General features: G+C 41.7%; 23 protein-coding genes. 15 read left to right on the top strand and 8 right to left on the bottom strand.

The window, feature by feature from the left end; translation table 11 throughout:
- Positions 1-20: 20 nt before the first annotated feature.
- Positions 21-908 (bottom strand): 4Fe-4S binding protein, encoded by an 888-nt coding sequence (locus tag PGZ10_RS13495; protein ID WP_117558043.1) that lies wholly within the window; start codon positions 906-908, stop codon positions 21-23.
- Complete coding sequence (locus tag PGZ10_RS13490; protein WP_020435933.1) at positions 901-1,041, bottom strand: CD1871A family CXXC motif-containing protein; 141 nt, start codon at positions 1,039-1,041, stop codon at positions 901-903. The genes PGZ10_RS13495 and PGZ10_RS13490 overlap by 8 nt, the downstream gene beginning before the upstream one ends.
- Positions 1,042-1,297: 256 nt before the next feature.
- Here PGZ10_RS13490 and PGZ10_RS13485 point away from each other — a divergent pair, with 256 nt between their 5' ends.
- Both PGZ10_RS13485 and PGZ10_RS13480 read left to right on the top strand, forming a co-directional pair.
- Positions 1,298-1,978 (top strand): response regulator transcription factor, encoded by a 681-nt coding sequence (locus PGZ10_RS13485; protein WP_270541640.1) that lies wholly within the window; start codon positions 1,298-1,300, stop codon positions 1,976-1,978.
- Positions 1,975-3,159, top strand: a complete 1,185-nt coding sequence (locus tag PGZ10_RS13480) for a sensor histidine kinase (protein WP_270541639.1) — start codon at positions 1,975-1,977, stop codon at positions 3,157-3,159. Before PGZ10_RS13485 ends, PGZ10_RS13480 begins: the two co-directional genes overlap by 4 nt.
- A 133-nt stretch (positions 3,160-3,292) precedes the next feature.
- Here the strand turns inward: PGZ10_RS13480 and PGZ10_RS13475 are convergent, their stop codons facing one another.
- On the bottom strand, positions 3,293-4,141 hold the full coding sequence (locus tag PGZ10_RS13475; RefSeq protein WP_270541638.1) for a LysR family transcriptional regulator: 849 nt from the start codon (positions 4,139-4,141) through the stop codon (positions 3,293-3,295).
- A gap of 352 nt (positions 4,142-4,493) precedes the next feature.
- On the opposite strand from PGZ10_RS13475, the gene PGZ10_RS13470 reads away from it, so the two are divergent.
- The 4 genes from PGZ10_RS13470 (at position 4,494) to PGZ10_RS13455 (ending at position 9,877) form a co-directional block, all read left to right on the top strand.
- On the top strand, positions 4,494-6,242 hold the full coding sequence (locus PGZ10_RS13470) for an ABC transporter ATP-binding protein (RefSeq protein WP_270541636.1): 1,749 nt from the start codon (positions 4,494-4,496) through the stop codon (positions 6,240-6,242).
- A gap of 2 nt (positions 6,243-6,244) precedes the next feature.
- Positions 6,245-7,975: an ABC transporter ATP-binding protein gene (locus PGZ10_RS13465; protein WP_270541634.1), complete on the top strand. Its 1,731-nt coding sequence runs from the start codon at positions 6,245-6,247 to the stop codon at positions 7,973-7,975.
- Positions 7,976-8,376: 401 nt separating this feature from the next.
- Positions 8,377-9,141: an EFR1 family ferrodoxin gene (locus tag PGZ10_RS13460; RefSeq protein WP_117835974.1), complete on the top strand. Its 765-nt coding sequence runs from the start codon at positions 8,377-8,379 to the stop codon at positions 9,139-9,141.
- 274 nt (positions 9,142-9,415) lie between these two features.
- Entirely contained in the window at positions 9,416-9,877 is a 462-nt protein-coding gene (locus PGZ10_RS13455) for a CFI-box-CTERM domain-containing protein (protein WP_117835975.1), read from the top strand.
- Between the two features lie 90 nt (positions 9,878-9,967).
- On the opposite strand, the gene PGZ10_RS13450 is transcribed toward PGZ10_RS13455, so the two are convergent.
- On the bottom strand, positions 9,968-10,144 hold the full coding sequence (locus PGZ10_RS13450) for a hypothetical protein (protein ID WP_195502448.1): 177 nt from the start codon (positions 10,142-10,144) through the stop codon (positions 9,968-9,970).
- The gene (locus PGZ10_RS13445; protein WP_117835977.1) at positions 10,141-10,458 is read right to left on the bottom strand and encodes a PadR family transcriptional regulator; all 318 of its coding nucleotides are present in this window, start codon (positions 10,456-10,458) and stop codon (positions 10,141-10,143) included. Before PGZ10_RS13445 ends, PGZ10_RS13450 begins: the two co-directional genes overlap by 4 nt.
- Positions 10,459-10,610: 152 nt before the next feature.
- Between PGZ10_RS13445 and PGZ10_RS13440 the strand changes: the two genes are divergently transcribed.
- The 5 genes from PGZ10_RS13440 to queF all read left to right on the top strand — a co-directional run bounded on the left by PGZ10_RS13440 (position 10,611) and on the right by queF (position 13,656).
- Entirely contained in the window at positions 10,611-11,081 is a 471-nt protein-coding gene (locus PGZ10_RS13440; RefSeq protein WP_117835979.1) for a GNAT family N-acetyltransferase, read from the top strand.
- Positions 11,082-11,378: 297 nt separating this feature from the next.
- Entirely contained in the window at positions 11,379-11,801 is a 423-nt protein-coding gene (locus PGZ10_RS13435; RefSeq protein ID WP_270541632.1) for a 6-pyruvoyl trahydropterin synthase family protein, read from the top strand.
- Positions 11,802-12,452 (top strand): putative 7-carboxy-7-deazaguanine synthase QueE, encoded by a 651-nt coding sequence (queE, locus tag PGZ10_RS13430; protein ID WP_270541631.1) that lies wholly within the window; start codon positions 11,802-11,804, stop codon positions 12,450-12,452. It abuts the gene before it with no gap.
- A gap of 23 nt (positions 12,453-12,475) precedes the next feature.
- Entirely contained in the window at positions 12,476-13,159 is a 684-nt protein-coding gene (queC, locus tag PGZ10_RS13425) for a 7-cyano-7-deazaguanine synthase QueC (RefSeq protein ID WP_117835985.1), read from the top strand.
- Positions 13,160-13,173: 14 nt separating this feature from the next.
- On the top strand, positions 13,174-13,656 hold the full coding sequence (queF, locus tag PGZ10_RS13420) for a preQ(1) synthase (RefSeq protein WP_270541629.1): 483 nt from the start codon (positions 13,174-13,176) through the stop codon (positions 13,654-13,656).
- Positions 13,657-13,816: 160 nt separating this feature from the next.
- Here queF and PGZ10_RS13415 read toward each other — a convergent pair whose 3' ends face one another.
- On the bottom strand, positions 13,817-15,151 hold the full coding sequence (locus tag PGZ10_RS13415) for a D-serine ammonia-lyase (protein ID WP_270541628.1): 1,335 nt from the start codon (positions 15,149-15,151) through the stop codon (positions 13,817-13,819).
- Between the two features lie 154 nt (positions 15,152-15,305).
- On the opposite strand from PGZ10_RS13415, the gene PGZ10_RS13410 reads away from it, so the two are divergent.
- Positions 15,306-15,767 carry a type IV pilin protein gene (locus PGZ10_RS13410; RefSeq protein ID WP_270541625.1) on the top strand — a complete coding sequence of 154 codons (462 nt, stop codon included), beginning with the start codon at positions 15,306-15,308 and terminating at the stop codon, positions 15,765-15,767.
- Between the two features lie 99 nt (positions 15,768-15,866).
- On the opposite strand, the gene glsA is transcribed toward PGZ10_RS13410, so the two are convergent.
- Entirely contained in the window at positions 15,867-16,817 is a 951-nt protein-coding gene (gene glsA, locus PGZ10_RS13405; RefSeq protein WP_008371229.1) for a glutaminase A, read from the bottom strand.
- A gap of 191 nt (positions 16,818-17,008) precedes the next feature.
- Here glsA and PGZ10_RS13400 point away from each other — a divergent pair, with 191 nt between their 5' ends.
- The gene (locus PGZ10_RS13400; RefSeq protein ID WP_173826231.1) at positions 17,009-18,244 is read left to right on the top strand and encodes an MFS transporter; all 1,236 of its coding nucleotides are present in this window, start codon (positions 17,009-17,011) and stop codon (positions 18,242-18,244) included.
- Between the two features lie 107 nt (positions 18,245-18,351).
- On the opposite strand, the gene PGZ10_RS13395 is transcribed toward PGZ10_RS13400, so the two are convergent.
- Positions 18,352-19,248 carry a LysR family transcriptional regulator gene (locus PGZ10_RS13395; RefSeq protein WP_270541624.1) on the bottom strand — a complete coding sequence of 299 codons (897 nt, stop codon included), beginning with the start codon at positions 19,246-19,248 and terminating at the stop codon, positions 18,352-18,354.
- A 244-nt stretch (positions 19,249-19,492) separates the two neighbouring features.
- On the opposite strand from PGZ10_RS13395, the gene speB reads away from it, so the two are divergent.
- Both speB and PGZ10_RS13385 read left to right on the top strand, forming a co-directional pair.
- The gene (speB, locus tag PGZ10_RS13390) at positions 19,493-20,443 is read left to right on the top strand and encodes an agmatinase (protein ID WP_055155955.1); all 951 of its coding nucleotides are present in this window, start codon (positions 19,493-19,495) and stop codon (positions 20,441-20,443) included.
- 103 nt (positions 20,444-20,546) lie between these two features.
- Positions 20,547-22,028 carry a YjiH family protein gene (locus PGZ10_RS13385; protein WP_270541623.1) on the top strand — a complete coding sequence of 494 codons (1,482 nt, stop codon included), beginning with the start codon at positions 20,547-20,549 and terminating at the stop codon, positions 22,026-22,028.
- The last annotated feature ends 7 nt before the right edge of the window (positions 22,029-22,035 follow it).

Here is a 22,035-nt window from a genome sequence, read left to right as displayed (position 1 = left end):
TTTATTTTGTTCGTTTTAGTTTATTTATTGTCAGCCTTTTTTTTGTTTGAAAATCCGTAATGATAGCAGATTGCATCAGTCGGACAGGCTTTCATACATTCTCCGCATCGGATACACTCCGGATGGTTTGGTGTGTCTACTACATTGACATCCATCTTACAGACACGGCTGCATTTCTGGCAGCCAACACATTTCTCATGATCAACCTGAATCTTAAGAAAAGATACCTTGTTAAACAGTGAATAAATAGCACCCAGCGGGCAGATCCATTTACAAAATGGACGGTAAAACAAGATGCTCAGGATGATGAAAAGCGCAAGGATTGTGAACTTAAATGTAAATAAATGTCCGAGTGCGGCACGGATTCCTGAGTTGGCAAGTGCCAGCGGAATTGCGCCTTCAAGTACGCCCTGTGGGCAAATGTATTTGCAGAAGAAAGGATCTCCCATACCAAGTGAATTGGTTACAAATGCCGGAAGTAGTATAACAAAAACGACCAGAATCACATATTTCAGATACCGCAGAGGCTTCAGTTTTGCGGTGGAAAGTTTCTTGCCCGGAATCTTATGCAGCAGATCCTGGAACCATCCAAACGGACAGAGGAATCCACAGATAAACCGTCCTAACAGAACACCTAACAGGATGAAAAATCCGGTGATGTAGTAGGTAAATTTGAATTTTGAAGAACCGACCACGGCCTGAAATGCTCCGATCGGACATGCTCCGGTAGCGGCAGGACAAGAGTAACAGTTTAGTCCCGGGACGCACATCGTTTTTACATTTCCCTGATAAATTTTCCCTTTAAACAGATTCGGGATGTGAATGTTGGTCAGCAGTGTAGCAGCTGCCTGAATCCATCCGCGGAAGCGGGCCAGAAAGTTTTTGTTTGATTTCATTTTCTTATCCAATTCCAACACACTCCATACATAATTTTATTGCCTTACTAAGTACAACCGCTGCTTCTCCGCGGAAGATCCCGACAAGGAAAAACACCAGACCGGCTGCAAGTAAAAGAATCTGTGTTGCTTTTTCAGATTTCATTAAAATACTCCTTTCAATGTTCAAAGTCTATTTATTGTTACTGTTCACTCCCGTGTCAATCACTCCGCTGATTGACACGGAGGAGGCATGGTTGGGCTTGAATGCATCTCGCCCTATCGCCAAAGGCGATTTAAAATGGCGAGATGCGTTGCTGGTCGCACATCGTGTGAACAGTAACCGTTTATTGACCTTTCGATATTTGCATTATACAATAGAGGGTGTAAAATTCCTGTTAAGAAAATGGAGAAAAAATAAATTGAGATTATTAGTTGTTGAAGATGAGAAGAAATTATGTGATATGATTGCGAAAAGTCTGCACCAGGCAGGTTATGAGGTAGACACGTGTAATGACGGAGAGGAAGCACTGGATATGATCTATGCGGAAATGTATGATTTGATCGTGCTTGATCTTAACCTTCCGGGGATGGATGGGATGGATATTCTCCGGGAACTTCGAAAGGAAAATGAAGAGACAAAGGTATTGATTCTGTCTGCGAGAAGTCAGATCGCTGATAAGGTTGACGGTCTTGATGCGGGGGCAAATGATTATATGGAAAAACCCTTTCATCTGCAAGAGCTGGAAGCCCGTGTGCGAAGTCTGACAAGAAGAAAGTTTGTACAAAAAAATGTCTGTCTGGAATGTGGCAGTCTTCGTTTTGATACAAGAGAACGGACTGCATATGCAAAAAACAAGCCGGTTGCATTGACAAGAAAAGAGAATGGAATTCTAGAGTATCTTCTTTTGAATCAGGGAAGACCGGTCAGTCAGGAAGAACTGATCGAGCATGTCTGGGATTCTTCTGTGGATAGTTTCAGCGGCTCGATCCGAGTGCATATGTCTTCTCTGAGAAAGAAACTGAAAGCCGGGCTTGGTTATGATCCGATCGTGAATAAGATCGGTGAGGGGTATAAGATAGGAGGAGGTGGTAAAGCATGAAAAAAATATCACTCCAGTGGAGACTGACGATTCTTACGACGGTGTTGATTACCGTATTGTGTGGATGTCTTACATTTTTCCTATATAAGAACGGAGTCTATTATATTGACACGCTTCAAGAGACTGTTACGGATCAAAGTGCCGCACCGGAGGCAGTGTATATTGATATTCCGGATAATGAATGGGATGATTTTGCAGCGCAGTTTGCTACGAAGGTTTATAATTCGAAATCAGATTATAGAAATAGAAGTCTTCTGATTACTGTTGTCGTGGCACTGATTGGTGGCGCAGTTACATTTTTTGTCAGCGGCAGGGCATTAAAACCACTCAAAGAATTTTCAGAGACAGTAGAAAAGGTTCAGGCACAGAATCTGGCGGATTATACGATTGAAGAGAATAGAATCGCAGAATTAGACCGACTTCGTACTTCTTATAACAAGATGCTTTTGCGACTTTCGGAATCATTTGAGACACAGCGTCAGTTTACAGGAAATGCAGCACATGAGTTACGTACTCCACTGGCTTTAATCCAGGCACAGCTGGATCTATACCATACAACAGAACATCCGGATAGTACAACAGTGGCAGGAGAGACTATTCAGATGGTAACGGAGCAGAATGAACGTCTTAGCAAGTTGGTCAGAACGCTTTTGGATATGAGCGAATTACAGACCGTATCGCGAAATGACAGAATTGAGCTCCATAGTCTGATCGAGGAAGTGCTGACAGATCTGGAACCGCTGGCACAGGAAAAAAAGGTTGAACTGATACAGAGGTCCCAGGGAGCAGGAGCAAAGGCAGATGAAGAATTATTTTTGACAGGAAGTGATATTCTGATTTACAGAATGCTATATAATCTTGTGGAAAATGCGATTAAATATAATCGGGAAAATGGATCCGTTACGGTATCGGCAATAAGGGAGAAGAACGAAGTTGTTCTGACGGTTTCGGATACAGGAAATGGAATTGATGAAGCATTCAGGGAGCAGATCTTCGAACCGTTCTTCCGTGTAGATAAGTCAAGAAGCCGGGAACTCGGAGGTGTGGGGCTTGGTCTTGCGATGGTGCGGGAAGTTGTGCGGGTTCATGACGGAACGATTGAAGTTTATACAAATAAGCATAGCGGGACGACATTTGAAGTGAAAATGGGTATAGGGGCAGACTTTGAAAAAGCAGTATAATCGAAAAACAATTCGCAAATCGATCATACTGATGTTTATCGCTTCCACCTGCCAGAACATGGAGAATCCGTCTTACAATTCACTTACCGTATCAAAAATAAACCAAGGATTATTATTTTTGATACGGTTTAAATTATTTCAGACAGACATCCATAAAATCCTGCACTACCGCCGTCGGCTTCCGCCCCTTCTGCCAGATCAAAAGGATCTTCGTCACCAGATCCGGTTCATCAAGCACCTGACAAGTCAGCCCTTCGCAAAGCGGCTCCATGGACTGCGGGAAGATCGCCGTGGCAAGCCCTTCCTTCACCCAAAGGGTAGCGCCCCTGGCATCATCACACAGGCAGAACACCTCCGGAACCAGATTCTGCGCGTGAAATGCATCCATAATCAGCTTTTCATAGCGCCGGTAGAGAATTAACGGTCTGTGGACTAAATCTTCAAGAATGAGCGATTTTCGTCCTTCTGAAGGCATCTCCGGATTGGAGACAGCGATCATCGGCTCCGAATGCAGGACTGCGGACTCCACATCATCCAGCCGGAGCGGCGTGCGGACAACCGAAATATCGATGATCCCTTCCTGAAGATAATCATATAACGTATACGTGATCCCATCGTGAACCTCAAAATTCACGTCGGGATTTTTCTTTGAAAATTCTGCGATAAACGGCATGACTGTGCCGACCGTTGTCGGCGTGATCCCGATTCTCAGAACCCTTTTTTTACCCGTTTGGGACACCTCAAGCTCTGTCGATCTGGCATAATCCAGAAGGCTCGCCGCACGGTCATACAAAAGCTTACCTGCCGCCGTCAGGATCACCCCTTTATGGGTACGCTCAAACAGCTGCACGTTCAGTTCATTTTCCAACTGCCTGATCTGATAGCTGAGGGGCGGCTGTGACATATTGAGCTTTCTCGCCGCTTCATTGATGCTTCCCGTATTCGCGATTTCCCGGAAATATTCCAGCTGTCTGAGTTCCATTTTCTTTTTTCCCTCCGTTTAGTTATATGATGATACCAGGGTCAAAAGGTCAGAAAGCCGATGCAAGCTTGCTTGCAAGAGGATTTTTGACCTCTTGACCCGCCAAAAACATGAGTAAGTAGCCATGTTTCAAAGAAAAATGAGCGGATTACGAATGTTTTTGAGGATTGCGAGAGTGCAAAGCACGTAGCAATCTGGTATCAAATAGGTCAAAATACCTTTTGCCACTCACATTGTTATACTTTTTTTATATTAAGCTGTCATAAAAACAATATTATTCATATTGATGGTAGCGCATTATAATGAGTAGGTCAAGAAAAAACTAAGAAGTAAAGAACAGGAGTGAGTGTGTTTGAAGAAACTTTGGGTTTATCTGAAAGAATACAAGATAGAAAGTATTCTTGCACCATTATTCAAACTGCTGGAAGTCGTATTTGACCTTTTGGTTCCGGTGGTTGTCGCCAAGATCATTGATATTGGTATTGCAAACAATGACCACGGCTACATCGTAAAGATGTTCCTGGTGCTGATCCTCATGGCTGCAGTCGGTCTTAGCTGCAGTTTTACCGCACAGTATTTTGCTGCAAGAGCGAGTGTCGGCTGTGCAACCAATTTAAGACAGGCCGTATTTGACCACATTCAGGGCTTTTCATTTACCGAACTTGATACGATCGGTACGGACACCCTGATCACACGGATGACCGATGATATCAACCAGGTCCAGAACGGCATCAACATGGGACTTCGTCTTCTTCTGAGAAGTCCGTTTATCGTAATCGGTTCGATGATCATGGCATTTACGATCAACTTTAAATGTGCGCTGGTATTCATTGTGGCGATCCCTCTTTTATTTGTCGGCGTCATTTTCATTATGCTGGTCAGCATCCCGCTTTTCAAAAAAGTGCAGGCTGCCCTGGACCGCGTCACAGGACTTACCCGTGAGAATCTGACAGGTGTCCGCGTGATCCGCGCATTTTGCCGCGAAGAAGAGTCCGTAAATGAATTTGAAAAGAGCAACACCGAACTGACCAGGTTAAATGAATTTGTCGGAAGAATTTCCGCCCTGTTAAATCCATTTACCTACGTGTTGATCAACATTGCAACTGTCATTCTGATCGCAAGAGCAGGACTCCAGGTCAATCTCGGAACCATGCATCAGGGACAGGTTGTCGCGCTTTACAACTACATGGCACAGATGATCGTCGAGCTGATCAAGCTGGCTTCCCTGATCATTACACTGAACAAGGCGATGGCATGTGCAGACCGTGTAGCCGGTGTCCTGGATATCAGGACTACCATGCATTATCCGGAAACCCCTTCTGCAAAGGCAGATCCTTCTGCAAATGAAGTTGAATTCGACAAGGTATCCTTCACCTATGCAGGTGCCGGTGCATCAAGCCTTTCTGATATCAGTTTCTCTGTAAAAAAAGGGCAGACAGTCGGTATCATCGGTGGTACCGGATGCGGAAAATCCACTCTGGTCAGCCTGATCTCCCGTTTCTATGATGTAACCTGCGGAACCGTTAAACTGAATGGACGCAATGTAAAAGAGCTCACCAATCAGGAAATTCACGACAAAGTCGGAATCGTACAGCAGCGCTCCGTCCTTTTCAAAGGCAGCATCCGCGATAACATGAAATGGGGCAATGAAAATGCATCTGACTCCGAGATCTGGGATGCACTGAAAGTTGCACAGGCAAAAGAAGTCGTAGAAGGAAAAGACGGACAACTTGATTTCATGCTCGAGCAGAACGGAAAGAACCTTTCCGGTGGACAGCGTCAACGTCTTACCATTGCCCGCGCTCTTGTGAAAAAGCCGGAAATCCTGATCCTCGACGACAGCTTAAGCGCACTTGATTTTGCAACTGACGCAGCACTTCGGAAAGCCCTCGCAGGACTGGAAGGAGAGACAACAACCTTCCTGGTATCCCAGAGGGTTGCAGGCATCCGCCAGGCAGACAAGATTTTAGTATTAGATAATGGAGAACTCGCCGGATCCGGTACACATGATGAACTTATGAAATCCTGCGAAGTTTATCGTGAGATCTATTTCTCACAGTTCCCGGAAGACCGTGCAAAATATGAAAGAGGGGAGATGTAGGTATGAAAAAAGACAGTGTAATGAAAAAGCTTTTTAAATATATCGGAAAATACTGGATCCTCCTGATCCTCAGCATCATCCTTGCCGGAATATCAGTGGTTCTTCAGCTTTATGTGCCGGTTCTCTTCGGTAATGCGATCGATGAGATCGTAGCAGCGCACAATGTAGACTTTACCCAGATGTGGATCTATCTGAAGCAGATTCTTCTGTTCGTAGTGATCGCTGCAGCCGCAATCTGGATCATGAACCTTGTCAATAACCGCATGACCTATCATATTGTACAGGATATCCGATCCCAGGCAATCCGCCACATCCAGAAACTTCCGCTTTCTTATCTGGACCAGCACAGCACCGGCGATATTGTGAGCCGTATCATTGCCGATACCGATATCCTTTCTGACGGATTACTGCTCGGATTTACCCAGTTATTTTCCGGCGTTGTGACCGTTGTTGTAACCTTGATCTTCATGTTTTCCAAGAACGTGTGGATCACTTTGATGGTCATCCTTCTGACACCACTCAGCTTCCTGGTGGCAAAATTTATTTCCTCACGCTCTTTTACCATGTTTAAAAAGCAGAGTGAAACTCGTGGAAAACAGACTGCTCTGATCGAGGAAATGATCGGAAATCAGAAGGTTGTCAAGGCATTCGGATATGAGGACAAGGCTTCAAAGCGTTTTGATGAGATCAATAAAGAACTCAAAGAATACAGCCAGAAAGCCGTATTTTACAGCAGCCTTACCAATCCGTCCACCCGTTTCGTAAACAACATTATTTACGCTGCCGTAGCACTTGCAGGTGCATTCCTGATCCCGCTTGGAGCCCTGACTGTCGGCGGTCTTTCCGTACTGCTTTCTTACGCGAACCAGTACATGAAGCCATTCAACGACATTACATCCGTAATCACGGAAATGCAGAACGCCCTTGCATGTGCGACACGTATCTTTGACCTCTTAGAAGAACCGGAAGAAGTAAACGATTCTTCTGAAGTACTTGAAAAGGTGGATGGAAATGTGGATATCGACCACGTAGATTTCAGCTATGACAAGAGTAAATCTCTGATTGAAGACTTTAACCTTCAGGTTGAACCTGGTATGCGTATTGCGATCGTAGGTCCTACCGGATGCGGAAAAACAACATTTATCAACCTCCTGATGCGCTTCTATGACGTGGATTCCGGAAAAATCTGTATCGACGGTAAACCGATCGATGAGATTTCCCGACATTCACTCAGAAAGAGCTTCGGTATGGTGCTTCAGGATACCTGGATCAAATCCGGTACTGTCCGTGAAAATATCAGCTTCGGAAAACCGGATGCCACGGATGAAGAAATCATCCGGGCAGCAAAAGAGGCAAAAAGCTGGGATTTCATCCGCAGACTTCCGCAGGGACTTGATACCGTCCTGCATGAGGACAGCATCAGCCAGGGACAGAAACAGCTCCTGTGTATCACAAGAGTTATGCTCTGTCTGCCGCCAATGCTGATCCTGGACGAAGCGACTTCAAGTATCGATACCCGTACCGAACTACAGGTACAGGAAGCATTTGATAACCTGATGAAAGGTCGTACAAGCTTTGTCGTTGCACACCGCCTGTCTACGATCCGCAACGCTTCCCTGATCCTCGTCATGAAAGACGGTAAGATCATTGAGCAGGGAACCCATGAAGAACTGCTGAAAGAAGGCGGCTTCTACAGTCATCTGTATAACAGCCAGTTCCAGGCAGTGTCATAAAACAGAATACGTCACGGGGCGCATGAAAAAATGAGAGTTTTTTCATGCGTCCTTTTGCTTATGGATACATAATATCAGAGCACAATTGACTTAGAGAAAAAACACTATTAGAGGCTTCAATTCGTTGAAGATTGAGCGAGCCAAGTGAATAAGCTGTTCCGGTAGGTAATTTCCCCTTGATTGCTGCTCTCATAGCAATTGAATTCAGTACGATGGCTGCATTTTTTGCTGAACGTAAAGGCGTGTTTCCCATTTTCCAGATTTCAATATTATAGGAATGAAGATAGCTTTTCATTCCCTTTGCATCGGAATAATAGTATAATGATAGAATAGTAGTTTCCTAAAATGAATATATCAAAGATGCTTCAGGGCACAGTGTGTTCCGAAGAGAGTCAGATTGGATGAGTATAATGAAATTTTATAACATATTTTTCAGCCCGACCGGGGGGACAAAGAAAGTAGCAGATATTATTATTAACGGAACCAGACAGGAAGCTGAAGTAATTGACCTGATCAAAGATCCAGAAAAGATTAAAAAGTTACAATTAAAAAAGGATGATGTGTGTCTGGTTGTTATACCTTCTTATGGTGGACGCATTCCGTCAGTTATAACAGATATGTTTCGAAATGTAAAGGCAGACGGGACGAAAGCGATTCTAACAGTGGTATTTGGAAACCGGGCAATTGACGATACTTTACTGGAGTTACAGGATGTTCTGGAAGCATCAGGTTTTGTATGTATCGCAGGAATGGAGGCTGTTGCAGAACATTCCTTAATGCACCAATTTGGAACTGGCCGTCCAGATTCGCTGGATGAAAAGGAATTGATGGGATTTGCTGCAAAGATCATGGAAAATATTACAACACAAAAAACACCTGAATTTCCGGGAAACAGACCATATCGTCAATATGGCGGTGTTCCGTTTAAACCGATTGTAAATAAAAAGTGTACTTCTTGCGGTTTGTGTGCAAAAGAATGCCCAACAGGTGCTATTTCATTAGATGATCCAAAGATTACAGATAATGATAAGTGTATTTCCTGCATGCACTGCGTCGCAGTCTGTCCAAAGAATGCAAGGAACTATAGTAAATTTATCAGTTTTATAGCTGGACGGAAGATGAAGAAGATTTGTTCAGATCGGAAAGAAAATAAATTATATTTATAAATCGAGCATAGACTGATTCCTAATATTATCTTTGGAAAAATTGAATTATATTAACAACAAGTTTGTGTTTTATCATAAGCTGCGAAAATGAATGGATTGTGCCAAAAGATCAACTATATGTCTTATTCCTATGATATACGGAAGGTATTGTCTATACTGGTTATTTCGCAAAATCCGGTAATTATAAAGAGTTAATTCTATGTGGTGAATGTATATTGTGAAGAGCTATTTTGTTATACTGTCACTATCAAAAGAAAAAATGGAGGAATTGATTATGTCTAACTATGGAAGATGTAAAGATTGTGAATGGGGAGAACCTGAAAGTGGTACCTGGAAATGGTATTGTAGTTATTACAAAACTTATGAGGATCCGGATGAAGTGCAGGATTGTAAACAGTTTAAGGAACGTGGCTCTTCAAGCGGTGGATGTTTTTTAACAACAGCCTGCTGTGACTATAAAGGACTTCCGGATGATTGCTATGAACTAGAAACTATGCGGAAATTAAGAGATGATTACATATCAAAACAGTCTTATGGAGAAAAATTAATAAAAGATTATTATGCAGAAGCACCGGAGATTGTCGATAGAATAAATAGTTCTGCGAATAAAGACGAAATTCTCGAAAAAATGTACGAGAAAATTACAAATATCGTTAAGATGGTGGATGATGGAAAGAAGGACGAAGCGATCATTCATTATATGATGTTATTGCATGACCTATCAAAATTAAAGTAGAGAGAATGCAATCTGTAACATATCCAGGAGCAAGGTATTCAGTGCCTTGCTCCTGAGTATTATTGTTGAAAATAGTTTAAATAAAATTTTTCAAAAATGCTTTTGTACGATTATGTTTTGGTGCAGTAAATATTTCTTCAGGAGTTCCCTGTTCTCAAAGATCCTGTTCAGCAGTTCCAGCCGAGATTGGTCGTCACAAAAGATATCTTCTTCTTTTTCATACTCTGTAATCGAAAACCAACAAAATTCTTTTTTTACCTCTTTCATTGTGCTACTTCCTGTGCGTTACGGTACAATCTGTTGATTCTTCTTAATTCCTGTTCCAGCACTTCTTTACCAAGGTTTGTAATCTGGTATATTTTTCTTTTTTCTTCTTCCCGTACAAATTCGATCAGACCGTCTTTTTCCATCTTTCCAAGAGTTCCATACATGGTTCCCGGTCCAAGGATGACTTCATTGTCGGTTAATTCTTTCACTTTCTGTACAATTCCATATCCGTGATTCGGCGTTCGAAGGCATAGTAAAATATAAAAACCTGTCTCGGTCATTGGAACATATACTTTCTTAATATGTGCATCCATAAATAGTTACCTCGCTGTTTGATATATCACACTTCGATATATCAACTGTATCGCACCGCGATGTATTTGTCAAGCATAAAGCTATACTTCTGAAAATTTATGTGCTATGATTAACCTAATTGTTGACTAATCTGTTATTTAAGGAGCAAAAAATGATTATCAGAAAAGCAGAAGAAAGAGATATTCCAAGAATTATTGAACTGTTAGGTCAGGTGCTGCAAATCCATGCAGACATAAGACCTGATATTTTTATTCCCGACACAACAAAATATACAGTGGACGAGTTGACAGAGCTTTTGAAAAACGAAGAGAAACCGATATTTGTTGCAACAAACGAAGCCGATATTTGTGTGGGATATGCATTTTGTCAACTGCGGGAGCAACCTTTTTCAAATAATATGGTGCCGTTTAAATCCCTTTTTATTGATGATCTTTGCGTCGATCAGAAGACACGTGGCCAGCATATCGGTGAAAAACTGTTTGAATATGTAAAGGCTGAAGCGAAACAAATGGGCTGCTATGAAGTGACGTTGAATGTATGGGCGGGAAATACTTCAGCAGAAAAGTTCTATGAAAAAATGGGAATGAAAACAAAAGAAAGACAGATGGAATATATCTTATAAAGTAGTTTCATTCATTTCGAATAATAATTCATTTGTTTGCTGAACAGACATATCTGTTTTGTAAAGACAGCAGAACTTCTTTCCTATTGACGATTATATCCATTTCGAAGTATAATATCTACGCTGCAAGAAAGCAGCCGACAGTTCATTTGTACCTTCCTGTCGAAAAATAAAACCAGGGCTGATCAAAAAGATTTCCGGCTCTGCGTGTATCACTACGCAGAGCTTTTTTTCACTTCCAGACGGCACCAGGCTTAAAGGTACATCCATTTTTATAATACAGGAGCATTTAAAAATATGTACTATTTGAGAACAGAAAGCAGTTTTGACGCAGCGCATTTTCTTTGGAAGTATGAAGGAAAATGCCGAAACCTCCACGGACATCGTTGGAGAGTTGTCGCTGAAATCAAGAGTCCGGATCTAAAGCAAGAAGAACAGACACGTGGAATGGTAGTAGATTTTGGCGATTTAAAAAATGACTTAAGATTACTTTGTGACCTCTTTGATCACAGTCTGATCTATGAAACAGGATCCCTGAGAGAGGAAACACTTCTTGCATTTCGCAAGGAAATGTTTCACTTAGAGGAAGTATCCTTTCGTCCTACAGCAGAAAATTTTGCAGCTTATTTTTATACAAAATTATCTGATCTTGGATATGAAGTTCACCGTGTAGAAGTATATGAAACACCAAATAATTGCGCAGCTTATGAGGGGAAATAAATGAAAGTTGTTGAAAAATTTACCAGTATTAACGGAGAAGGAACTCGCGCCGGAGAGCTTGCAGTCTTTATTCGATTCAAGGGATGCAATCTCAAATGCAGCTATTGTGATACCATGTGGGCTAACGAACTAGCCTGTCCTTATCAGGAGGAAACACCTGCAGATATCGTGAATTATGTTCTTGCAACCGGAATTCGTAACGTCACACTTACAGGTGGCGAGCCATTACTTCAAAAAGAAATCAAAGAGTTGATCCATCATCTTCTTAAAGCCGGAGTGCGAGTAGAAATTGAAACAAATGGTTCTGTAAGTCTGACCGATTTTTGTGAAGAACGACCGGTCTTTACAATGGATTACAAACTGCCTTCCAGCGGATGTGAGTCACAGATGATCTTAGAAAATATGGAACTGCTTGTATCGGATGATACCGTAAAATTCGTAACCGGCAGCCAGGAGGATCTGCCAAAAGCGATGGAAGTAATCCGTACCTATGATCTGACAAACCGGTGCCATGTTTATTTCAGTCCTGTTTTCGGTTCTATAGAGCCGGTACAGATTGTAAATTTTATGCTGGAGCATCAGTTAAATGATGTACGGCTGCAGATTCAGATGCATAAAATTATCTGGGACCCGAATGAACGGGGCGTTTAAAAAAATAAAGTGAGGTACTTATAATGAAAGCATTAGTTCTTTTCAGTGGCGGAATTGATTCAACAACAGCTCTGGCACTGGCAATCAACAAATATGGAAAAGACCGGGTGATTGCGCTTTCTGTTTCTTATGGTCAGAAACATGATAAAGAAATTCAGGCGGCAATCGCTGTTGCAGAATATTATGGTGTGGAACACCTGTTTTTAGATTTGAGGAAAATATTTACGTATAGCAATTGTTCGTTACTTAAGCAGTCTACAGAAAAAATTCCGGAAGAAAGTTATGCTAAACAGATTTCAAAGACAAATGGAGAAACACCGGTAAGCACATATGTGCCATTTCGAAATGGATTGTTTCTTTCTTCAGCTGCCAGTATTGCACTTAGCAAAGACTGTGAAGTGATTTACTACGGTGCTCATGCAGATGATTCTGCCGGTTTTGCTTATCCGGATTGTTCACCGGTATTTAACCGTGCTATGAATGAAGCAATCTGGGAAGGTTCCGGACATCAGCTTAAGATTGAAGCACCTTTTGTCAATGTCTCCAAGGCTGAGGTAGTCCGGATCGGATTGGAACTTAACGTTCCTTATGAGTTAACATGGTCCTGTTATGAGGGTGGCGAAAAACCGTGTGGAAAATGCGGAACCTGCATTGACCGTGCAGCTGCATTTCAGGCAAATCATGTGGAAGATCCTGCATTGCAATAGAAAGGAAAAAAACAATGAGAGAAAAAGAAGATTTAACATTATTAGGAAATCAGAATACAGCGTATCGCATGGACTATGATCCTTCTGTATTAGAGTCCTTTCAGAACAAGCATCCGGAAAATGACTATTTTGTCAAATTTAACTGCCCGGAATTCACAAGTCTGTGTCCAATCACCGGACAACCGGACTTTGCAACAGTTACTATTTCTTATGTTCCGGACGAACGTCTTGTGGAAAGTAAATCCTTAAAGCTGTATTTGTTTTCCTTCCGGAACCATGGGGATTTTCATGAAGATGTGATCAATATTATCATGAAAGATCTGATCAAACTTCTGTCTCCGAAATACATCGAAGTCTGGGGAAAATTCCTTCCAAGAGGCGGTTTATCCATCGATCCATATTGTAATTACGGAAAACCGGGCACCTCCTGGGAACAGGTTGCCTGGAATCGAATGAGTAATCACGACATGTTTCCGGAAAAAATCGATAACCGATAAAAAATATGATGTCGGTGCGGAAGAAAGCATTACTCGTGCGAATGAACGACTGAAAACTTCCACGGAAAATGCATTCAAGGTGATATCTTCTCGAATAATATGGGAAATGAATAAAGAAACGCGGTCTTCTTCTGCCACTTCAGAGGAAGACCGCATCTTTTTATTTCTCCAGATACGTGTTTTTGTATTCTTCACGAATTGCTTCCGGCACGAGACTTCCGCCTGTTGCCCATGCAATATGTGTCGCATTTTTCATTTTCTCTTCAAGATGATTCTCCTGTAAATATTTGCGTGCAGATTCATTCCTTTCAATCTGTATTGGTCCTTCAAAAGAAGCACAAGCACTTGGCTCAAGGAAAATGCTCTCTGTTCCGAGAAGGTCTCTCATGTAATCATATAATTTTCCATCGCGGATAGTAAATTCGCCGCCAAGCAGATTCTTCATTACTCTGCCTACAAATCCAGAAGGACGTCCCACGGCAAGCCCATCTGCATGGGTAAGTCCGGTAAGCCCTATATCCTGTACGGAAATCTCCTGGTTCAGTCCGGTTGCCATTCCGACTAGCATACACGGTGCCTGTGTCGGTTCTATGAAAAAGCAGTGTACATAATCTCCGAACAGCAGCTTAAGTCCAAAGCATACACCACCCGGTGCTCCGCCTACTCCGCAGGGAATATATACAAAGAGCGGATGTTCCTCGTCTACTGCAACATTCTTTTCTTCCAACTGCTTTTGCAGACGTTTTGCCGCTACTGCGTAACCAAGAAAGAGTGTTTTTGAATTTTCATCATCCACAAAGTAGCTGTTCGGATCTGCATCAGATAAAGCACGTCCGTTTTTCACCGCTTCACTGTAATCTGACTCATATTCCTTTACTGTTACCCCGTGGCTTCTGAGCAAGTCTTTTTTCCACTGTTTCGCATCTGCTGACATGTGTACGATCACCTGATAGCCAACTGCTGCACTCATGATTCCGATACTCAGTCCAAGGTTTCCGGTGGAACCCACCTGAATGGTATACTTTTTGAAAAACTCTCTGCATTCTTCACTCGCCAGTTTCTCATAATTGTCTTCCGGACTCAAAATCCCATGCTCTAATGCAAGTTCTTCTGTGTGCTTCAAAATCTCATAAATACCGCCGCGTGCCTTGATCGAACCTGCGATTGCCAGATGGCTGTCCTGCTTTAATAATAAGTTTCCTTCCAGATTGCTGTCGTATTTCTCATTCAGCAAATCCTTCATCTTCGGAACCGGTGTCAGAACAGATTCAATGATTCCGTTTTTCTCCTTTGTTTCCGGGAAACATTTCATAATGAACGGTGCAAAACGCTCCAGTCTGCGCTCCGCATCTTCTACATCTTCCATACCAAGTTCGATCTGTTCCATTGCTTCCCCACAAGCTGTTTTGTCCGGATTTTTCCAGAACACCTCTTTTTCGCTACAGATCTCCTTCAAAATCGGAGTCTTTTCCTCCAGCATTTTCAAATCAACCATTGCTTTCATCCCCTCTTTCCATGACTTGATTCATATCTATATATTACCTTATTTCTTGTATTCTGATTACCATATTTGTCTTGACCATTCTTCAATCAGAATGTATTATATCATTATAAAAAATTGCATCTATACACATTTTAACATATTTTTAATGGGAGTGATTTTCATAAAAACAATTCATAAAAAACACGGCTTTACACTTGTAGAACTCATTGTTGTACTATCTATTCTTGCAATACTGGCAACACTGCTTATTCCGTCTTTGACAGGATATATTGAAAAAGCAAAAAAACAGGCTGTTTTAACTGAGGCAAAAGAAGTCTGGACTGCTGCTCAGGCTGCTTTGTCCGAATGTTATGCTATGTACCCGGAAAGCTTTGAAAAATCTTGCAAATTTACCTCCACAATCGGTGGCGAAAAGATGACAAAGCTCGGAAGAATATCAAACGGTGCATTAAATGCTCTTCAAAGGAATCCCAAAGATCAGACCGACTTCAAAAGATATCCTTATTCAGATTTTCCATACAAAAAAAGGAAAAGTCGTTGCAATCAATTTTGGAAAAAATGGATACATGGTAACCATGATCGCAGGAAAAGAACCAACCATTGTTAAAGATGGAAATTGTCTTCCATCCTCTGAAAAATAAGCGGATAAAAGAAAAGCGACACTGCAAAACCACATGCTAAGGGAGTTCTGCAGTATCGTCTTTTTTTATTCTTCTACCTTCCACTCTCTGGTATCAAAGATGTGAAGATGCAGTGCTTCTGAAATATATCCCAACAATTCGCAGCCTGCGATACAGTTTCCTTTTTTGTCAAGAGACGGTCCGTAGATCCCGATTCCCATTTTCTTTTTCGACACGCTAAGGAGACCTCCGCCGACTCCACTCTTAGTCGGAATTCCTGTTCTTAATGCAAATTCCCCCGATCCGTCATACATTCCGCAAGTAAGCATAATGGTCTGCACCATCCGCACAGTTTGAGATGAGATCAGACGTTTTCCGGTGGAAAGCTGCACTCCGTCATTTGCAAGCAGAAGACCGAATCTTGCCAGATCTCTTGCATTTACCGACATGGAACACATCTTTGTATAAAAGGTAACACTTTCTTCTACATCGGTATCAATGATGTCCTTACTTTTTAAAAGATAGGCAATCGCCTTATTTCTTGCGCAGGTCGCCATCTCAGACTGAAATACGGCTTCGTCTATCGCGATCTCCGGATCTTCGCATACTTCCTGCATATACTTCTGCATATCTTCGATGGAATAATGGTTCACTAGCAGACTTGCAACCGTAATTGCTCCGGAATTGATCATCGGATTAAAGGGCCGGTTGCTCCGGTTATCCAGTTCTACCAGTGAGTTAAAAGCCTCTCCCGACGGCTCTACGCCCACATGATCAAACACAAACTCTGCTCCAAACGTTTCCAGCGCCAGACACAGTGCCATTACTTTGGAAATGGACTGTATCGTAAATCTGTCCTCTGTATTTCCGGTCTCAAATTGATTGCCGTCTATTGTGTAAAGGCAGATCCCCAGTTTATTCTTATCTGCCTTGGCAAGCTCCGGAATATACGATGCGACACTTCCATACCGGATCACTCCTTTTCCGATACGGATGGCATTTTCCAGTATTCTCGTAACCTCTTCTGATTTCATCATATTCTCCTTTTTCGCTCAGTCGTAACCACCTACAACTGCTATTTCCTAAGTACTAACATACATCATTTTCCGGCTTCAATCAACCACCATTTTTTGCTGAAACCCGACGGAATAAGATAGACAAAAAAGTGCCCTCATTGTATATTATTAGTAGTTTAAAATTGGGGAATATGCAAAGGGGAAAACGTATCATGAATCTAATTTCGCAATACAAAGGTCTTAGAAAAGAAAACTATGTCTTATGCTTCGGACGCTTTGTGACGGCCATGGGGGCAATGGTCCGTCCGATGCTGACGATGATCTTAAGCCAGAAGCTTGGGATGAATGCCGTGCAGGTTGCCTGGATCACGGCACTGATGGGGATTCTGACGATCCCGGCAAATCTGATCGGTGGAAAGATGGCCGATCGTTTTAATAAGAAAATGAATATCGTTTACCTGGATATGATTTCCGTCATTTCTTATATCATCTGCGGACTAATCCCGCTGACGACAAAATCCATTGTCCTGATGTTTATCGCATCGACCTGCCAGAACATGGAAAATCCGTCCTACAATTCGCTTACTGCGGATATCACCCTCAGCAAAGACAGGGAGAGAGGGTATTCCCTCCAGTATCTGACAGCAAATCTCGGCGGCGTGATGGCTTCTGCTGTAGCCGGATTTATGTTTCGCAATTACTTATGGCTTGCATTTTTGCTCAGTGGAATTTCCATCGGCACTTCTTCTGTGATGATCTATTTCTTTGTACAGAATATCACACCGGAAAAAGAAGAAAGTGATGGCAACGCCATTTATCAGGCCGAACGCCACGGGGAAAGCCTGCTGACGATTCTTAAAGAAAACCGGCTTGTTCTGCTGTTCATTCTGATCACCAGCGGGTACACAGCACTTTACCAGATGTATAATTATCTCTTTCCTATGGATCTAATCCGTCTACACGGGGATACCGGTGCGGTGATATTCGGAACAGTTACAAGCATCAACTGCTTTATCGTTGTTCTCTTCACACCACTTATCACTCAGATTCTGAAGCGATCCTCCGAACCAAAAAAGACAATCTACGGATTTTTACTGACACTGGTCGGCTACGTGATGTTCATCCTCTTTTCCGGACACATCCCGTTCTATTATGCGGCAATGGTCGTACTGACATGGGGTGAGATTTCTTACATGCTGGCGGAAAGCCCGTACATGACCAGGCGTATCCCATCCAGCCACCGCGGAAGAATCCACGGGCTGATGGAGATCATCCGTATCGGATTTATGAGTCTGTACCAGCTTTTGATCGGATTTATTTACAAAAATCATACGCCGATCTTTACCTGGGTCATCGTTCTTCTGACAGGAGTCGCATTCATGCTTCTGGCTGTTATCTTAACGAAAGAGGACAAAAAACGCTATAAAAATCTGTATCGCAGATTATAATAGAATACGTCACGGCACGCAGTGCCTTTTATTTAACATCCTAAATTTACGGGGATACAGATCAGTTATATAATCTGCATCCCCGTTTTATTTGTTCGCGCATATTTTCAGTCGTTAAACAGTTCCTTTAACTGCCTGACAAAGATTTTCTCTCGCGGATTCGGTATATATGCCGAATGGTACATCAAGTACGCGCTCATCCCACACGGTGCATTCACAACAGGAATTTCCACACACTCCGGACTATAAGACACATCCGAAAAACGCTTCATCATAACGGTAGAATAATTGCTTTGCTTGATTGCATCCAGAAGGCCACCCCGGTCAAACACATAAAGAATCTTGTTATCATCTTCAAAACCTAGAATCCCCAGCCACTCCTCAAATTTAAAATTTTCATACATAATACAGCGGAGCTCTCTGATCCGTTCAAATTCAATCTTCTTGCGCAATGCCAGCGGATTCTTCTTCGATGTCAGAAGAATCAGCGGTTTGCTTTTGGCAATCGGGATCAACTTCATATTATATTTTTCCGCCATTTCAAAATAGCTTTCACTGATTGAATCAAAGCAGTAAAATAATCCCATCCGGTATCTTTTATCCATAACATCTCGGATTACCTGGATCAGCCCTGTTTCCTTAAATGAATCTTCTATATTTCGTGCCGGATTTCTCTTCTTAAACTGCATAAAAAGGTTCATAAAATCAAAAGAATAGGTACTTGAAACCGAAATATTCCCCTTATTTGCAAAAAGAGAAGGGATGTTCCCGATCGCGTCCAGCTCTCTGACGATTTTACGGGCGGATTTCAGAAACAATTCTCCTTCACTCGTCAATTGTATTCTGTTATTGTTTCTTGAAAACACAGAAAATCCCAGTTCCTTTTCCGCATTTTTAATACAAACACTTAAATTTGGCTGTGACAAACCCAGATGTTTGGCTGCTTTGTTAATTGATCCACATTCATAAACTTCAATAAAATATCGAAAACATTTGCTATCCATTTTCACTCACTACCTACCTGTTTTTTCATACTCTGGATCTATTGACTTTATTGATATTTTTTATATGTTAACACAAAAAATCTCTGTAATCTATATCTTTTTATATTATTTCTTATATGGTTTTTCATATAACTTATCAAAGATCGATATAACACAAGCTTTTAACAAAATGCTATCATACATTCAACGAAACAAATATCGAACGTTCGCAATGATTACATATGATTTTAAGGAGGATACAGATATGTCAGAAATCAAACAGCCAGCAAGTGCTTTATCATCACCAAGATTTTGTAACATGGGAACTTTTATGAGAATGCAAAAGGTAGACACCGCAGAAGGTCTTGACTTTGCGATTGCAGGTGCACCATTTGATACAGGAAGTTCTTTCCGTTCTGGTTCAAGATTTGGTCCGAACGCAATCCGTAATATCTCTGCAATGATGAAACCGAACAATGTAATCATGCAGGTTAATATTATGGAAAGCCTGAAGGGTGGAGATATTGGTGATTTCAATATCACCCCTGGTTATATTCACCCGAGTTACGACGCAATCGAAAAAGGGGTTGCTGGAATACTTGAGAAAAATGCCTGTCCGATCGTTCTCGGCGGCGATCATGCAATTACACTTGCAGAACTCCGGGCAGTAGCCAAAAAATATGGTCCGGTAGCTCTTGTTCATTTCGATTCTCATTCAGATCTGTGTGACGAAGTATTTGGACAGAAATACAATCACGGAACACCTTTCAGAAGAGCGATCGAAGAAGGACTTATCGATCCATCTCATTCTATTCAGATTGGTATGAGAGGTTCCCTTTATGATCCAAACGAACACAAGATGGCTGCAGAACTTGGCATGAAACTGATTCCTGCACACAAGGTACGTGAAATGGGACTTCCGGCTTTGATTGAAACAGCAATTGAAAGAGTAGGAGATAAACCTTGTTTCCTCACTTTCGACATTGACTTTATTGATCCTGCTTATGCTCCAGGTACAGGAACTCCGGAAGTTGGCGGATTTACTTCTCTCGAAGGACTGGAACTTGTAAGAGCACTGAAAGATCTGAATTTTGTAGGATTTGATATTGTTGAAGTTCTTCCAGCTTATGATCATGGTGAAATTACCGCATATCTTGCAGCTAATATCGTATTTGAATATCTTTCTATTCTTGCACTCAAGAAAAAAAGAAAATAATTTATCTTAGATTATATTTTTAAGATAAATGACAGCACCAGTTTCTACTGGAACTGGTGCTGTTGTTCTTAAAATACGCATTTTTCAGGAAAGGAGACTCTTTATGGTTAAATCTAAGACTATGACCACGGAAAGTACCATAGCTACTACCGAACAAGTTACTTATGACAGCGATATGATGTCCGCCGAACTTGATAAAATCCAGTTGAACAAAAGCCAGACTATAAAGGGCATTCTCAGATTAGTCATCTGTTCAGCTATCGGTATCGCCGCTTTTTTTGTTTCTGTACCACACAACGGTAAGAGCGAAATTATCTTTAGTATTATTTATAATGCCTTTGTAAATATGTTTGGCAATTTTGCCTACTGGATCTTGACACTCATCGTTGCCGGAAATTTTGTCTGTCATATTTATTTTAAGTATGTGAAAAAAGGTACTCTTGAATCACCTTTTGCCAAAATTTATGATAACGACACGATTATCCATACATTTTTATACGCTCTCGGCTTCATCTATGTGGTCTTATATGCCTGTCATATAAATATCACAGGATTCCAGGGACCGGAAATCATCATTGGCGATTCTACCGGTGGAAGCGTTATTCCTCCGATCGTTCTTGGTGTTTTTGGAATCATCATCGTAGGTGCTATTTTCATGCCATTCCTTTTAAATTATGGAATCCTGGAAATTATCGGTGCCATCCTGGAACCACTGATGCGTCCGTTATTCAAGGTTCCTGGAAAAGCTGCTCTGGATGCCGTATCTTCTTTTGTAAGCTCTTCTTCACTTGGTGTCTTAATCACAAACAGATTGTGGAAAAGAAATGTTTACACTGAAAAAGAAATGGTCGCCATCATGACCGGATTCAGTGCTGTAAGTATTGGTTTTGCATACATGGTAATCAATACAGCCAAACTAGGTGATCATTTCGTAAAAGTTTACGCGATCAGCTTTGTTCTCGTATTCATTATCGAAATGATAACCGTAAGAATTCCACCGATCAGCAAGAAAAAGGATGTATACTATTCTGGACATGTGCAGACAGAGGCGGAACGTAAAAATGATACCAAATTCAGTTTCAGCCTTCTTCCTCTCGGTATAAACCGTGCAGTCAAGCGTGCTTATATTGCAAAGAATGTATCCGTAGAAGTTAAGAACAGCTTAAAAGACAGCTTACTGGTTCTCCCACAGGTTCTGACTATGTTATCGGCCATCGGTGTAAGTGGTCTGATCCTTGCAGAATACACTCCTGTATTCAAATGGTTAGGTTACATTTTCCAGCCACTCCTTGTTTTATTCCAGATTCCTGACGTATCAGCGATTGCTCCGTCAATCCCGGTTGGAATCGCAGAAATGTTCCTTCCTGTATTAGTCATGATGGGAAGCGGCGTTACCGTATGTGTAAAAGCAAGAGCATTCGTTGTTCTGGTATCCATGGTACAGATTATTTTCTTCTCAGAAACAGCAACAGTAATGTTAGCAACCAAATCCCCAATTAAATTCTGGGAAATCGTTGTATGTTTCCTGGAGCGTACTATTATCGCAATTCCGCTTGCTTCCTTAGTAGTCCATATTTTATTCTGATTACAAT

Source organism: Coprococcus sp. AF102-57 (genome assembly GCF_027686195.1).
Classification (GTDB): domain Bacteria; phylum Bacillota; class Clostridia; order Lachnospirales; family Lachnospiraceae; genus Allocoprococcus; species Allocoprococcus comes.
The sequence above is the reverse complement of the archived record's forward strand: the minus strand, read 5'-3'. Positions and strand labels throughout refer to the sequence as shown.

Bases quoted from the DNA above. Each gene is read 5' to 3' on its own strand.
- PGZ10_RS13490 (WP_020435933.1), bottom strand. From the start codon at position 1,041: ATGAAATCTGAAAAAGCAACACAGATTCTTTTACTTGCAGCCGGTCTG.
- PGZ10_RS13480 (WP_270541639.1), top strand. From the start codon at position 1,975: ATGAAAAAAATATCACTCCAGTGGAGACTGACGATTCTTACGACGGTG.
- PGZ10_RS13475 (WP_270541638.1), bottom strand. From the start codon at position 4,141: ATGGAACTCAGACAGCTGGAATATTTCCGGGAAATCGCGAATACGGGA.
- PGZ10_RS13465 (WP_270541634.1), top strand. From the start codon at position 6,245: ATGAAAAAAGACAGTGTAATGAAAAAGCTTTTTAAATATATCGGAAAA.
- PGZ10_RS13460 (WP_117835974.1), top strand. From the start codon at position 8,377: ATGAGTATAATGAAATTTTATAACATATTTTTCAGCCCGACCGGGGGG.
- PGZ10_RS13455 (WP_117835975.1), top strand. From the start codon at position 9,416: ATGTCTAACTATGGAAGATGTAAAGATTGTGAATGGGGAGAACCTGAA.
- PGZ10_RS13450 (WP_195502448.1), bottom strand. From the start codon at position 10,144: ATGAAAGAGGTAAAAAAAGAATTTTGTTGGTTTTCGATTACAGAGTAT.
- PGZ10_RS13445 (WP_117835977.1), bottom strand. From the start codon at position 10,458: ATGGATGCACATATTAAGAAAGTATATGTTCCAATGACCGAGACAGGT.
- PGZ10_RS13440 (WP_117835979.1), top strand. From the start codon at position 10,611: ATGATTATCAGAAAAGCAGAAGAAAGAGATATTCCAAGAATTATTGAA.
- PGZ10_RS13435 (WP_270541632.1), top strand. From the start codon at position 11,379: ATGTACTATTTGAGAACAGAAAGCAGTTTTGACGCAGCGCATTTTCTT.
- queE (WP_270541631.1), top strand. From the start codon at position 11,802: ATGAAAGTTGTTGAAAAATTTACCAGTATTAACGGAGAAGGAACTCGC.
- queC (WP_117835985.1), top strand. From the start codon at position 12,476: ATGAAAGCATTAGTTCTTTTCAGTGGCGGAATTGATTCAACAACAGCT.
- queF (WP_270541629.1), top strand. From the start codon at position 13,174: ATGAGAGAAAAAGAAGATTTAACATTATTAGGAAATCAGAATACAGCG.
- PGZ10_RS13415 (WP_270541628.1), bottom strand. From the start codon at position 15,151: ATGGTTGATTTGAAAATGCTGGAGGAAAAGACTCCGATTTTGAAGGAG.
- PGZ10_RS13410 (WP_270541625.1), top strand. From the start codon at position 15,306: ATGGGAGTGATTTTCATAAAAACAATTCATAAAAAACACGGCTTTACA.
- glsA (WP_008371229.1), bottom strand. From the start codon at position 16,817: ATGATGAAATCAGAAGAGGTTACGAGAATACTGGAAAATGCCATCCGT.
- PGZ10_RS13400 (WP_173826231.1), top strand. From the start codon at position 17,009: ATGAATCTAATTTCGCAATACAAAGGTCTTAGAAAAGAAAACTATGTC.
- PGZ10_RS13395 (WP_270541624.1), bottom strand. From the start codon at position 19,248: ATGGATAGCAAATGTTTTCGATATTTTATTGAAGTTTATGAATGTGGA.
- speB (WP_055155955.1), top strand. From the start codon at position 19,493: ATGTCAGAAATCAAACAGCCAGCAAGTGCTTTATCATCACCAAGATTT.
- PGZ10_RS13385 (WP_270541623.1), top strand. From the start codon at position 20,547: ATGGTTAAATCTAAGACTATGACCACGGAAAGTACCATAGCTACTACC.